Origin of the sequence: Collinsella aerofaciens, assembly GCF_028209885.1 — a bacterium.
Classification (GTDB): Bacteria; Actinomycetota; Coriobacteriia; order Coriobacteriales; family Coriobacteriaceae; genus Collinsella; species Collinsella aerofaciens_BA.
In genome coordinates, this window is sequence record NZ_JAQLEM010000001.1 from 58,988 (window position 1) to 71,917 (window position 12,930).

At 59.2% G+C, this 12,930-nt stretch carries 11 protein-coding genes; 5 read left to right on the forward strand and 6 right to left on the reverse strand.

The window, feature by feature from the left end; translation table 11 throughout:
• Positions 1-44 precede the first annotated feature (44 nt).
• On the forward strand, positions 45-935 hold the full coding sequence (gene pdxS / locus PMX21_RS00250) for a pyridoxal 5'-phosphate synthase lyase subunit PdxS (RefSeq protein WP_271757002.1): 891 nt from the start codon (positions 45-47) through the stop codon (positions 933-935).
• A 20-nt stretch (positions 936-955) separates the two neighbouring features.
• Positions 956-1,543 carry a pyridoxal 5'-phosphate synthase glutaminase subunit PdxT gene (gene pdxT, locus PMX21_RS00255; RefSeq protein WP_271757004.1) on the forward strand — a complete coding sequence of 196 codons (588 nt, stop codon included), beginning with the start codon at positions 956-958 and terminating at the stop codon, positions 1,541-1,543.
• Between the two features lie 374 nt (positions 1,544-1,917).
• On the opposite strand, the gene PMX21_RS00260 is transcribed toward pdxT, so the two are convergent.
• Complete coding sequence (locus tag PMX21_RS00260; RefSeq protein ID WP_271757006.1) at positions 1,918-2,829, reverse strand: hypothetical protein; 912 nt, start codon at positions 2,827-2,829, stop codon at positions 1,918-1,920.
• Positions 2,830-2,981: 152 nt separating this feature from the next.
• Positions 2,982-4,397: an MFS transporter gene (locus PMX21_RS00265; protein WP_271757007.1), complete on the reverse strand. Its 1,416-nt coding sequence runs from the start codon at positions 4,395-4,397 to the stop codon at positions 2,982-2,984.
• A gap of 205 nt (positions 4,398-4,602) precedes the next feature.
• Between PMX21_RS00265 and PMX21_RS00270 the strand changes: the two genes are divergently transcribed.
• Positions 4,603-5,013 (forward strand): peptide deformylase, encoded by a 411-nt coding sequence (locus tag PMX21_RS00270; protein WP_238022531.1) that lies wholly within the window; start codon positions 4,603-4,605, stop codon positions 5,011-5,013.
• Between the two features lie 199 nt (positions 5,014-5,212).
• Here PMX21_RS00270 and PMX21_RS00275 read toward each other — a convergent pair whose 3' ends face one another.
• Together PMX21_RS00275 and PMX21_RS00280 are read right to left on the reverse strand one after the other, a co-directional pair.
• Positions 5,213-6,694: an aminotransferase class I/II-fold pyridoxal phosphate-dependent enzyme gene (locus PMX21_RS00275; protein ID WP_271757073.1), complete on the reverse strand. Its 1,482-nt coding sequence runs from the start codon at positions 6,692-6,694 to the stop codon at positions 5,213-5,215.
• A 201-nt stretch (positions 6,695-6,895) separates the two neighbouring features.
• Positions 6,896-7,753, reverse strand: a complete 858-nt coding sequence (locus tag PMX21_RS00280; protein WP_271757009.1) for a LysR family transcriptional regulator — start codon at positions 7,751-7,753, stop codon at positions 6,896-6,898.
• A 118-nt stretch (positions 7,754-7,871) separates the two neighbouring features.
• Between PMX21_RS00280 and PMX21_RS00285 the strand changes: the two genes are divergently transcribed.
• Positions 7,872-8,783, forward strand: a complete 912-nt coding sequence (locus tag PMX21_RS00285; protein WP_271757011.1) for a DMT family transporter — start codon at positions 7,872-7,874, stop codon at positions 8,781-8,783.
• A gap of 140 nt (positions 8,784-8,923) precedes the next feature.
• Complete coding sequence (locus PMX21_RS00290) at positions 8,924-11,173, forward strand: KUP/HAK/KT family potassium transporter (protein ID WP_334204066.1); 2,250 nt, start codon at positions 8,924-8,926, stop codon at positions 11,171-11,173.
• Positions 11,174-11,254: 81 nt separating this feature from the next.
• Here PMX21_RS00290 and bsh read toward each other — a convergent pair whose 3' ends face one another.
• Positions 11,255-12,220: a choloylglycine hydrolase gene (gene bsh / locus PMX21_RS00295; protein WP_271757013.1), complete on the reverse strand. Its 966-nt coding sequence runs from the start codon at positions 12,218-12,220 to the stop codon at positions 11,255-11,257.
• A 245-nt stretch (positions 12,221-12,465) separates the two neighbouring features.
• Positions 12,466-12,885, reverse strand: coding sequence for a peptide deformylase (locus PMX21_RS00300; RefSeq protein ID WP_035137017.1), 420 nt, complete (start codon positions 12,883-12,885; stop codon positions 12,466-12,468).
• Between the last annotated feature and the right edge of the window lie 45 nt (positions 12,886-12,930).

Consider the following 12,930-nt stretch of genomic DNA (forward strand, 5'->3'; position numbering starts at 1 on the left):
GGATGTTCCGTCAAGCAATGCACATGCCAACCAAGGGAGCAACCATGGCAGGACAGACCAGCAAGGCCGATCGCGTCAAACTCAATCGCGAACTCGCGCAGATGCTCAAGGGCGGCGTCATCATGGACGTCACCACGCCCGAGCAGGCACGCATCGCCGAGGAGGCAGGCGCCTGCGCCGTCATGGCACTCGAGCGCATCCCGGCCGACATCCGCGCCGCAGGCGGCGTCTCGCGCATGAGCGACCCCAAGATGATCAAGGGCATCCAAGAGGCCGTCTCCATCCCCGTCATGGCCAAGTGCCGCATCGGTCACATTGTCGAGGCGCAGGTCCTGCAGGCCATCGAGATCGATTACATCGACGAGTCCGAGGTTCTCTCCCCCGCCGATGACGTCTATCACATCGACAAGACCCAGTTTGACGTGCCGTTTGTCTGCGGCGCCCGCGATTTGGGCGAGGCGTTGCGCCGTGTTGCCGAGGGCGCCACTATGATTCGCACCAAGGGTGAGCCGGGTACGGGCGACGTCGTTCAGGCCGTGCGTCACATGCGCAAGATCCAAAAGCAGATCCGCGACGTTGTTGCCCTGCGCGACGACGAGCTCTTTGAGGCAGCCAAGCAACTGCAGGTTCCGGTCGAGCTGGTACGCGAGGTCCATGCCACGGGCAAGCTTCCCGTCGTGAACTTTGCCGCCGGCGGCGTAGCGACCCCTGCCGACGCCGCGCTGATGATGCAACTGGGCGCCGAGGGCGTCTTTGTCGGCTCGGGCATCTTTAAGAGCGGCGACCCCGCCAAGCGCGCCGCCGCCATCGTCAAGGCCGTGGCAAACTTCACCGATGCCAAGCTCATCGCCGAGCTTTCGGAGGACCTGGGCGAGGCCATGGTGGGCATCAACGCCGACGAGATCGAGATTATCATGGAAGAGCGCGGGCGCTAGTCCAGCAGAAAGGATCGCACATGAGCGATTATGCAGACCAGACGGTCGCCGTGCTGGCGGTCCAAGGCGCTTTTGCCGAGCACGAGGCAAGACTAGCTGAGCTTGGCGCACACTGTATTGAGCTGAGGCAGGCGGCTGATTTGAAGCAGGACTTTGACCGTCTGGTACTTCCCGGCGGCGAGTCCACCGTTCAGGGCAAGCTACTTGCCGAGCTCGGCATGCTCGATGAGCTTCGCACCCACATTGTTGAAGGCATGCCCGTCCTGGGCACCTGCGCCGGCCTGATTCTACTGGCTCACGACCTTGCCGCCCATGACGATAAGGGCACGCCGCGTTTGGCAACCATGGATGTACTTGTCGAGCGCAATGCCTACGGCAGGCAGCTCGGCAGCTTTCGAACCAAGGGGCAGGTAGCTGGCATCGACGGTGAAGTGCCGCTGACGTTTATCCGCGCGCCCCGCATCGTCGAGGTCCACGGCGACGCAAAGGCCTTAGCGAAAGTCGACGGCCGTATCGTCGCCGCGCGCCAGGGCAACCAGCTCGGCGTAACCTTCCACCCCGAACTCGACGACGACGTCCGCCTCCACGAGCTCTTCCTCCAAATGTAGGCAGAGTAGAAACGAGCGTGGATTTTCGGACACGCAACAAATGAGAGTGGATAATCTCCCACTTTGAGCTTGAATGCAGGCTCAAACCGGGAGATCATCCACTCTTGTTCTATGTAGTCGTTTAAGAACGTCCCCAATGACTACAAGGAGTGTCCCAAGCTGCCGGCAGAAAAGGAACGTCCCTAACTGCCGCATCCGGAGCAAGACAACGCCGCAGGCAGAGGACGGACAGCGAGCGGGTCGCATTTGAGGCAAGGTGACGTGAAACGAAAGGGCGCTGACCTTCTGGTCGCGCCCTTGAAGTTGAACGTCAGATTGTCCAAATGCGGCCCGCGCAGCGTCGGCCCGTTACGGCGTTTGGTAAAACGCCGTAACTAAAAACGGTTACCGCGGAAGCCGCCACCGTTGCGGCCGCCACGATCGCCACCGCGACCGCCGCGGTCGTTACCGCGGTTGCCGCCGAAGCCGCCACGGTTGCCGCCGCGGTCGCCATAGCCACCACGGTTGCCGCCGAAGCCGCCGCGACCGCCACGGTCGCCGCCACGGTCACCAAAGCCGCCACGGCCGCCGCGATCGCCACCGCGACCGCCACGATCGCCGCCACGGCCGCCGCGGTCGCCAAAGCCGCCGCGACCGCCGCGGTCGCCGCCGCGGCCGCCGCGGTCGTCACGGCCGCCACGAGGACCGCGGTCCTCGTCCAGGCCCATGGCGACGAGCGGAGCGATAACCTTATCGAGAGCGGCCATCAGCTCGGTGGCCTCCTCATAAGAAAGCTCGGGCAGGAGCTTCTCCTTCTTGTTGGCAAGCTCGACCAGGCCCTCAGCGGCATCCTCGGCAGCGAAGACGACGATCTTGCGCATATCGCCCTCGGCGTCGTCGATGCGGCCGACCAGATCGGCAGCCTCGGCCTCGGCCATCAGGCCATCGAGCTCACGGAGGCGCATGCCCAGCAGGTCGGACATTTCCTTCTGCTCCATCTTGGGCTTGAGGTCAAGAAGCTTGATGGCGCGCTCGATGTTCGCCATGCGCTCGGCCTTGGCCTCCTCCTCCTTGGAAATAGCAAAGCGACGGCTACGCAGCAGGCGGGCGGCCTTCTGCATCTTGTCCATCAGCTCTTCGTCATCGAAATCAGCGGCGGCCTCGACAACCTCGGCCTCCTCCTCGGCGGAAACCTCGTCAGCAGCCTCAACCTCGGCAGCTTCGGTCTCCACGGTCTCGACTGCCTCGACCTCGGCAGCCATGGTCTCGTTCTCGGTCTCGTTCATGATCTCTTCGTTCTCGGACATGAGACTCCTTCTTGGCCCTCTCGGGCATCATCGCCCCATTCGCGGGGCCCGTCGCGCACTCTTTGCGCTTTAAACATTCATGCCTCTCGGCAAAACGTCCATTAGTTTATGGTGTCGCCATCCAATCTAGCTGCAGAATCTATGTGCACACATTAATGCGACATGTGCGACTCGCGACGAGCGTACACCAGCGACGTCGCGAACCCGACCACGGCAATCACAGCCGCCACACGCACGGCAGTTGCAAATCCAATCGCCTGGGCAACGTCGGTCGCAGCGCCAGCCGCGCCGGCAGTCGCGGCAGAACTCGAGAGCAGGCCGATAAACAGCGACGGGCCAAACGATGCGGCAATCATGTTCCACGTGTTGAGCAATGCCGTTCCGTGAGGATGCTCAGCGGCAGGCAGCGTCTCCAAGCCGGCCGTCTGCGAGGGACTCAGCACCAAACCGACTCCGGCATACACCACAACGGTCAGCGCCACGACGACGCCGATGTTCATACTTGCCGCCGTCATCGAGATGGCAGTCTGCCCCACGGCAATCAGGGCAAAGCCGACCGGCAGCAGCGGCCATGCGCCACGGGTGTCCATCACGCGTCCGCCCACAATCGAGGTCACGGCGTTGCAGGCAATCGCCGGCAAAATGAGCAAGCCCGCAATAAGTGCGGTCATGCCGTATGCGCCCTCAAAATAGAGCGGCAACAAAACGCTCATCGAGAACGTCGTCATCATCGACACCACCACAAGCAGGCACGCGGGCCAAAAACGAACGCTCGCCATGGGACGCACGTTAAGCACCGGATGCTCGAGCTTGAGCTGACGGGCCGCAAACAGGCCGAGCAGCACAATGGCGGCGAAAAGCGCCACGATGCCGGCAATCGGATTGGTCGAGAACTCGCCTACGGAATACACGAATGCCGTAATGCCGGCGGCGAGCAAAACAACCGACAGAATATCAAGCGTGGTGCTCGAGCGCTCTCCGACATTCTGAACAAGCTTAACGCCCGCCGCAGCGACCACAATGCCGCCCACCAGTGGCACTACGAACACCGCCCTCCAGCCGAACAACGTGCACATAAGACCGCTGATTACGGGTCCAAACGCCGGCCCTAGCGTAATGCAGGCACCGCCCAGGCTAAGATACAGACCGAGCTTCTCGCGCGGGGCGCAAGACAGCACCACGTTCATCATGAGCGGGAACAAGATGCCCGATCCCGCAGCCTGCAAAATACGACTTGGTAGCAAAACGCTAAACGACGGAGCGATCAGACACAGGACTTCGCCGGCGACCATACATCCGCATGCGAAAAACAACAGCTTGCGCGTCGAGAAACGGCCGGACAGGAAGGCCATGATGGCCGTAAAGATCGACGTCACGATCATGTAGCCCGAAACGAGCCACTGCGCCGTGGTGGCACTCACCGAAAAGGCTGCCATAATGTCGTGCAACGCCACGTTAATGATGTTCTCGTTAAACGCGGCAACAAAGGCTGCAATATACATAACGACGAGAAGTGCCGCAGTGGCCGATGGCGTTGCTTGAACTTGTTGCTGAGATTTGCTCCCCATGCATTTCCTTCCTCTTGGAACGACAGTCGCATCGCCCCAGAGGAACAGTCCAGGGCGAAAAATGAGCCCTAGACTTACGCCAGACGCCGTACACGACGAATCTGGCAACATGGTCCAACGTCAAAAGATTGTAACGCGGACGCGCAGCTTTCCTTCCGCGCTATTATTAAAAGTCCACGAAAGCATAAGACATGAGGAGCCCGCCATGATTAAGCCCATCATGAAATCCGAGTTCTTTTTGCGCCTGCCTTCCGAAGACGCGGGGCCCGACGATGCCGCGACCGGGCAGGACCTCCTGGATACACTCCACGAGCATGAGCACGAGTGCGTGGGGCTCGCCGCCAACATGATCGGTGTGCGCAAACGCATCATCTGCGTAAAGGACGGCAACAGGGCGCTCCTGATGTACAACCCTCAAATTCTTGAACAGGTCAATGCCTATCAGACGAGCGAAGGATGCCTCTCGCTGATCGGCGAGCGTCCCTGCACCCGCTATCGCCGCATTAAGGTTGAGTATTTGGACGAGAACTTCGTTCACCGCATCAAAAACTTCTCGGGCTACACCGCCGAGATCATCCAGCACGAAATCGACCACTGCAACGGGATTGTTATTTAGTTCCGCCGTTCTACCGAACGGCGGGCCACTTGACGCTGCGCGAGCCGCATTCACGCCAATCTGACGTTCAATTTCGAGGGCGCGACCAGAAGGTCAGCGCCCTCTCATTTCACGTCACCTTGGCGCAAATGCGGCTCGCTCGCTGTCGTATGTCTATCCTGCGACGCCTCGATTCTTGCGGCGGCAGGCACCTAATCCCCTACGATTGGCGGTAATGGTCAAAGAAGTCGGCGAGGTCTTCGAGGGACTCTTTGAGTACTTCCATGCGCGGCAGGTACACGATGCGGAAGTGATCGGGCTCGGCCCAGTTAAAGCCGCCGCCGCGCGTGATCAGAATCTTCTTCTCGTGCAGCAGGTCGAGGGCAAACTGCTCGTCATCGGTGATGTTGAACTTCTTAACATCCATCTTGGGGAAGATGTAGAACGCCGCGCGCGGCTTGACCACCGAGATGCCGTCGATCTTGTTGAGCGCCTCATACACAAAGTTGCGCTGCTCGTAGACACGACCGCCGGGACGGATGTAGTCGTTGACCGACTGATGGCCGCCGAGCGCCGTCTGGACAATCGACTGAGCCGGCACGTTGGAGCACAGGCGCATGTTGGAGAGCATGTTAATGCCCATGATGAAGTCGCTCATGCAGCGCTGGTTGCCCGAAAGCACCATCCAGCCAATACGATAGCCCGCGATCATGTGCGACTTGGAAAGGCCGCTAAAGGTGACGCAGGGCAGGTCGGGGGCGAGCGAGGCAATCGAGACGTGCTCGTAGCCGTCCATGCACAGGCGGTCGTAGATCTCATCGGCAAAGATCATCAGCTGATGCCTACGTGCAACCTCGACGATGCCCTCGAGCACCTCGCGCGGATAGACGGAACCCGTGGGGTTGTTGGGGTTGATGATGACGAGAGCTTTGGTCGCGCTCGTAATCTTGGACTCCATATCCTCCAAGTCGGGATACCAATCCGCCTGCTCATCACACAGATAATGTACGGGATGACCGCCGGCAAGGGTTGCGCACGCCGTCCAGAGCGGATAGTCGGGGCTGGGGATCAGAATCTCGTCGCCGTTGTCGAGCAGCGCGTTCATCGAAAGCTGAATGAGCTCGGACACGCCGTTGCCCGTGTAGATATGCTCCATCTGAACGTTGGGCAGGCCCTTGATCTGCGAATACTGCATGATTGCCTTGCGCGCGGAGAACAGGCCACGCGAGTTGGAATAGCCTTCGCAGTCGGGCAGCTGCTGGCGCATGTCCTTGATGACCTCATCGGGCGTGCGGAAACCGAAGGGCGCCGGGTTGCCGATATTGAGCTTGAGGATGCGCTCACCCTCGTCCTCCATACGGGCGGCCTCGTCGACGACGGGACCGCGCACGTCATACAGGACGTTATCGAGCTTGGTGGATTTAGAAAAAGTACGCATGGTGGTGCTCCTTGCAATTTGAGCTGAGGGATGGGGTTCGGGTTTGGAATCGTTGCGGGGTGATGATGCCTCGCCTTGATCGGCGTCACCGGTAAGCAGCCAGGTAACATCGACCTCCAAAATACGGGCGAGCAGCTCAGCCACATCGCGCCGCGGGATCGTCTTGCCGCTCACATATTGGCTCATCTGACTCTTGCCGAGTTTTTTGCCGAGCATCTCCGATGCGCGGATTACGTCCGACTGGCGAACGTCGCGATCGGACATAGTCTGTCGCAGGCGATCGCTAAACGTCTCTTGGGCCACTAGAACCTCCTTGCTGGCAAAGTTCAATTTATAGAACACGAATTGAACCAAGGTTCAATTTAGGCAGCAGTATAACGCGGTACCTCATTCGAAAGTTCAATTTCATAAGAAAATGCACCAGACTCTGAGATTTGCCCAAAGCGGACAATAACATGCACGCGTTTAGAGGTATTCAAGGAATCGAGCAGCGGCAAGCGAAACGTCGGTCGTTCGATATATGGCGTTGATCTGCCGATGAGGATGTCCCTCGAGTGGGCGCACGGCAACATCGAACTGACAGCGGCGCAAGATGAGCGCGGGAAGAATGCTCACGCCCAAGCCGTCCTCGACCATAGCCATAATCGCATAGTCATCCCAAGTCGACAGTTTTGAGCGCACTGTCAGTCCCGCCCGACGAAACAGCGGCGTAATCTCGTCATCGGTGCCGCGTTCTAGCAGAATAAACTGCTCGTTGGCTAAATCGGCAAGAGAAACGACCTCCGCCGTGGCAAGCAAAGAATCTGCCGGCACTACCGCCATCAACTCGTCGCGCACCAAAGACCGCGATGCCATGCCGTTTTCTCGAGGCTCATACGGGATAAAGCCCAGATCGCAGCGGCCCTCTGCCACCCATTGTTCGATCTCTGAATAGTCGCCCATCAGCAACTCATAATCGACGTCCGGGTGATCGGCGCGAAAGCGCGCAATCACCGGCGGCAGCACGTGGGTCGCCACGCTCGAAAACGTACCGATGCAGATTTTGCCGCGCATGAGCCCACGCATCTCATCCACCCGTCGCTGCAAACGAACAAATTCCTCGCATAACGCCTCGACCGCCGGCATGACTTGCCGCCCATCGGCAGAAAGTACTACGCCCTCGCGGCTTCTATCGAGCACTTTAAAGCCCCAGTCTGTCTCAAGATCGGCCACCATACGGCTCACGCCCGACTGCGAATAGCTCAGCCGCTCGGCGGCGCGCGTAAAACTGCCGGCGCGCACGGTCTCGAGCAGCACCTGCATCTTTTGAATATTCGTTTCCACGGCACCCCTCCACCTTTGCATGAGTTTTTGTCATGTTATCCATGCATTATATTCGCTTTTCTTCTAAAGCCAGTTCACCCATAGTGAACATGCTCGGATATAGAAGGGATGTCAGCGCATGAACAACGGACTGTTTACGTACTTAGCAGCATTGCTATTGTTTGGCTCCAACGGCATCATCGCCGCCGCCATCGCGCTGCCGAGCTCCGATATCGTGCTACTACGCACGTTTTTGGGTGCACTCTCGCTTGTCACCATCCTCGCCATCACCCAACGCCATAAGTTGCAGGCGCCATCTCGCCCCCGCGAAGCCGCAGCCCTCCTCCTCTCGGGAGCCGCGCTGGGCGCCAGCTGGATTTTTCTGTTCCGCGCCTACCAGACGATCGGCGTCGGCGTATCCTCGCTGCTGTACTACTGCGGCCCCATCATTGTCATGGCCCTCTCGCCATTTATCTTTGGCGAAAAACTGACCGGCGGCAAAATCGCCGGGTTTATCGCCGTCGCCTGCGGTGCTTTTCTCATTGCAGCACAAGGTCTAGGCGGCAATATGCCCATTGCGGGTATCGTCTGCGGTATCGCCTCGGCATTTTGCTATGCGCTGATGGTCATCGCTAGCAAGGGTGCGCCACACATCGAAGGCCTCGAGAACTCCACGCTCCAGGTGAGCGCCGCCTTTGTGACCGCGCTGGTCCTCACGCTCATCACGCAGGGCGCTCCCTCATTCCTGTCCGCCAGCGTCGCCGCCAGTATTGATTGGCACGCCGTTGCCATGCTCGGCATTGTCAACACCGGACTCGGTTGCCTGCTCTACTTTAGCGCCGTCGCCAAACTGCCCGTGCAGACCGTCGCCGTCGTCGGCTACCTTGAGCCGCTTTCGGCCGTCGTGTTCTCGGCCGTCCTTTTGGGCGAAGCCATAACACCGGTCCGCCTGATGGGTGCCGCGCTTATCATCGGCGGCGCGATTTTTTGCGAACTCGCCGGCAAACGCGCAAGCGCCAAGGCTGGCATAGCCCAGACAGCACGTGCTTAAAAGCCCCTGTTTTGAAATGCTACCTACGTACATAAATAATCCCCAGCTGGGGATTATTGTCTAAAATAACCTGATGTGCCAAACTGCTCTTGTATGTATAAAGACGGCATAAAGATTATCTGTCCTAGACAGACAACCGGATGTCTAAGGGAGTCCACGTGGCACACAACAAACTGGAGGCAAGCCCCCAAGACCAGCGTGGTCAAGGCGGGCACGGAGCCATCCCCCTCTCCGCTGGCATGCTGCTCGTAACGCTCGGCGTCGTCTATGGCGACATCGGCACGAGCCCCATGTACACCATGAAATCAATCGTCGCCAACAACGGCGGCATCGGTACCGTCAGCGAGGACATGATCCTGGGCGCGCTTTCACTCGTCATCTGGACCATGACGCTCGTGACCACGGTCAAGTACGTGGTAATCGCCATGAAGGCCGATAACCACAACGAAGGCGGCATCTTCGCCCTGTTTAGCCTGGTGCGCAAAGTAGCACCATGGCTGATCCTACCTGCCATGATCGGCGGCGCGGCACTGCTCGCCGACGGCATCCTCACCCCCGCGGTCACGGTCACCACAGCCATTGAGGGCCTGCGCACCATCGAGTGGGGCCACGCGCTATTGGGTGACGGACAAACCAACGTCATCATTATTACCATCATCATTATCTGCGGCCTGTTTGCCATGCAGCGCGCCGGCACCTCGTCAATCGGCAAGCTGTTCGGCCCGCTCATGACGCTGTGGTTCTTGTTCCTAGCAGGCGCCGGCCTGTTCAACATGCTCGGCAACCTGTCCATCCTGCGCGCACTCAACCCCATCCGCGGCATCATGTTCCTGTTCTCGCCCATCAACCACTCGGGCATCATGGTGCTCGGCTTCGTCTTCCTGTCGACGACCGGCGCCGAGGCGCTCTATTCAGACATGGGCCACGTGGGCAAGGCCAACATCTACGCATCCTGGCCGTTTGTTAAAGCGGCGCTTATCCTTAACTACCTGGGTCAGGGAGCTTGGCTGCTCGCCAATAACTCCAACCCCCAGATGCTCGCGATGGATATCGTCAACCCGTTCTATATGATGCTTCCCGAGCCCCTGCGCCCCTTTGCCATCGTGCTTTCGGCCGTGGCGGCCATCATCGCCTCGCAGGCGCTCATCACCGGCTCGTTCTCGCTGGTATCCGAGGCCACGCGCCTCAACCTTATGCCGCATCTGCGCATCCACTACCCCAGCGACACCAAGGGCCAGCTCTATATTCCGCTCGTCAACAACATCATGTGGGTCGGCTGCGTCTTCATCGTGCTGCTGTTCCAAAACTCCGAGCGCATGGAGAGCGCCTACGGCCTCGCCATTACCGTGACCATGCTCATGACCACGACGCTTTTGACGAGCTACATCGCCGGCGTCCTCAAGCACAAGCTGGGTGCCTGCGTCTTCGCCCTGCTCTTTGGTGCCATTGAGCTGTGCTTCTTCGCTTCGTGCCTCACCATGTTCTTTGACGGCGGCTACGTCATGATCTTCCTGGCCGCACTGCTGTTTGGCCTTATGTATGTGTGGCGCCGCGGTACTGCCATCGAACGCACGCAGACGATTCTGCTGCCCGTCTCCAAGTACATCGACCAGCTCAACCGCCTGCGCAATGACGAGACCTATCCCGTGCTCGCTGACAATCTAGTATTTCTCACCAACAGCCCCGACCCGCTCACGCTCGACCGCGACGTGCTCTATTCCATCCTGGACAAGCACCCCAAGCGCGCCAAGGCATATTGGTTCATTAACGTGCATGTCACCGATGAGCCCTATACGCACGAGTATTCCGTTGAGACCTTTGGCACAGACTTCCTGTTCCGCGTGCGCTTGGACCTGGGCTTTAAGGTCAACCAGCGCGTTAATGCCTACCTGCGCCAGATCGTTGGCGACCTGATGGCATCGGGTGAGTTGCCGCCGCAGCATCACACCTACTCCATCTACGAGACACGCGGCAACGTGGGCGACTTCCGTTTTTGCATGCTGCGCAAGATGCTTGCCCCCGAAACGGACATCAACCGCAACGACCACCGCGTGATGGCCATCAAGTACGCCGTCCGCCGCGCCTGCGGAAGCCCGGCACGTTGGTATGGTCTCGAGAACTCGGCCATCATCATTGAGTACGTACCGCTCTTTGCCCGCATGCGTCCGGCAGTCAAGCTCGTACGCACCCAGGTGCCGCTCGAAGTTCAGATTGAAGAGGCCGAGGAAATGGAAGTCGACATCTTCTCGGACGACTTGGTCAACGGCAACGAGGCCGGTAGGGACATGAACGTCGATCCCACCGAGCTGCTCGAGAGCGTCGCCGATACGCCCGAGCAACAGCAACTCGGCGGACTCGAAAGCACCCAGCTCAACGACGCCAACTTCTAACACGCCACCAGCCATTGACGACAGCGGCCCTGCACCTCACGAGAGACGCAGGGCCGCCTTGCATTGCAGTAAAGCTATCGGCTACGAACGACGCGGCTCGGGAACCACGAGCTTATCGGGGCTCGCGCCCTCGGCATCCATCAGGCTCACGTAGCGAATCGACGGATCCCCATACATCGCGTAGTAATAATTGCCCGTGCGCGCGCTAAAGCATCCGGTGTAGATAGTCTTCTCGAACTTGCCATCGCCCATCCTAGACGCACCCTCAATCATCACCACGCCCTCGAGCGATCGGAACATGCGGACGACGTTTTCGGTCTCGCTCTCCTTTTGCGGGTAATTGGCATTGAGGTACGCCGCCTTTACAAAACGGCTCGGCGAATAGCAGTCACCCGGAATACCGCGCATGCCGGCACCCGCGCCATAGGGTTTGAGCTCGACGCCACGCCATGTCGCCGTCTGCGGAAAATCGCTTGTGGCCGTGATATAGGTGCGCAGGTTTTCCATGTGCCACGGGAAGGTGGGCTGATTGGCAAGGGTGTCGACCGGATCGTCGTATACATGCAGGCCGTCAGCCATCATCTCGACCACGATGCTGCGCTGGCTGTCGCCGATAACCCAATGGAGCAGCGACACGCCCAGCCCCTCTCCTGCAGATTTGGCAACAATCACCGTATCGCGCAGCGCAGCCTCGACCTCGTCGACCGTCGAGAACGTCGCTGCCACCCACAGGGGAAACTCATAGGCCGCGATATTGGTCTTGCCATCAACCGGACCCTCGGCATACTCGGCATAACCCGGGAAATTGAGACCCGCCACGGCGAGGCCCGCATCGTTGCCGCAGTCGAAGAACATAGGGTAGTTCTTGTAATCGATGCACATACCGATCACCGCGTGTGCCGCTGTCACGTCGTCGATAAACGAATACGGAATGTGAAACCCGCGCGGCATCACGCGAACCTGTTGGCCGTAGTCAAAGCTCCAGTCGAGGTTGCGGCCCAGATACATGTGGCCAGAATTATCGGTAAATCGAATGCTCGTGCACATAGCGCCTCCTAGCCTTACGTTCTTGCTAAGGTTATTGTCTCCAAACAAAAAGGCGCTAAACACAAAAGCCCGGACATGACAACAATGCCACGCCCGGACTTACACAAGCAAGATAAACTCAACCAATTCAACCCCGCAGGTCGTCTAAGGGGTCAAAGTGCCGCAGATTGCCACGAAAGAGGAGCGAAGCGTACTTAAGGTACGCGAGCGACGATTGAGCGGCAAGGTGCGGTGCTTTGGTCCCCTTAGACCAACTTTCCAAGACAGTGATCGATCATATGCTGGATCATCTGTGCCTCAAAGCCCGCGTAGTCGCGGCGGCACTCCTTCATCTTGCCGTCGACGATCTGGTCAAAGGCAACCTTGCACTTGATATAGCGCGTGGACTTGGTGACCTCCTCGTGCGTCAGGCAGCTCTCTTCCATCTTGCTGGCGCCCAGGCCAAACACCAGACGGGGGTTGTAGAGTACGTGGGGCTCGCCGGCGTCGTCCAGGTAGACGCAGACCTTCTTGGTGACGCCAATCTGGTTAGCGGCAAGGCAGCCGGCATCGTCGAGCGACTTGATGGTATCGATCAGGTCCTGAGCAACCGACTCGTCCTCGACGGTCGCAACCTCGCAACGCTGGGACAAGATAGCCTCGTCGTGGCAAAGCTCTTTAATCATACGTTCCTCCATAGGGGTCGTTGTAACCGCTTAAGTATACGGTAC

Excerpts from the sequence above, each read along its gene's own strand:
- PMX21_RS00285 (WP_271757011.1), top strand. The coding sequence starts at position 7,872 with ATGAACAACGGACTGTTTACGTACTTAGCAGCATTGCTATTGTTTGGC.
- PMX21_RS00260 (WP_271757006.1), bottom strand. The coding sequence starts at position 2,829 with ATGTCCGAGAACGAAGAGATCATGAACGAGACCGAGAACGAGACCATG.
- pdxT (WP_271757004.1), top strand. The coding sequence starts at position 956 with ATGAGCGATTATGCAGACCAGACGGTCGCCGTGCTGGCGGTCCAAGGC.
- PMX21_RS00265 (WP_271757007.1), bottom strand. The coding sequence starts at position 4,397 with ATGGGGAGCAAATCTCAGCAACAAGTTCAAGCAACGCCATCGGCCACT.
- PMX21_RS00270 (WP_238022531.1), top strand. The coding sequence starts at position 4,603 with ATGATTAAGCCCATCATGAAATCCGAGTTCTTTTTGCGCCTGCCTTCC.
- PMX21_RS00300 (WP_035137017.1), bottom strand. The coding sequence starts at position 12,885 with ATGATTAAAGAGCTTTGCCACGACGAGGCTATCTTGTCCCAGCGTTGC.
- pdxS (WP_271757002.1), top strand. The coding sequence starts at position 45 with ATGGCAGGACAGACCAGCAAGGCCGATCGCGTCAAACTCAATCGCGAA.
- PMX21_RS00290 (WP_334204066.1), top strand. The coding sequence starts at position 8,924 with ATGTCTAAGGGAGTCCACGTGGCACACAACAAACTGGAGGCAAGCCCC.
- PMX21_RS00275 (WP_271757073.1), bottom strand. The coding sequence starts at position 6,694 with ATGTCCGATCGCGACGTTCGCCAGTCGGACGTAATCCGCGCATCGGAG.
- bsh (WP_271757013.1), bottom strand. The coding sequence starts at position 12,220 with ATGTGCACGAGCATTCGATTTACCGATAATTCTGGCCACATGTATCTG.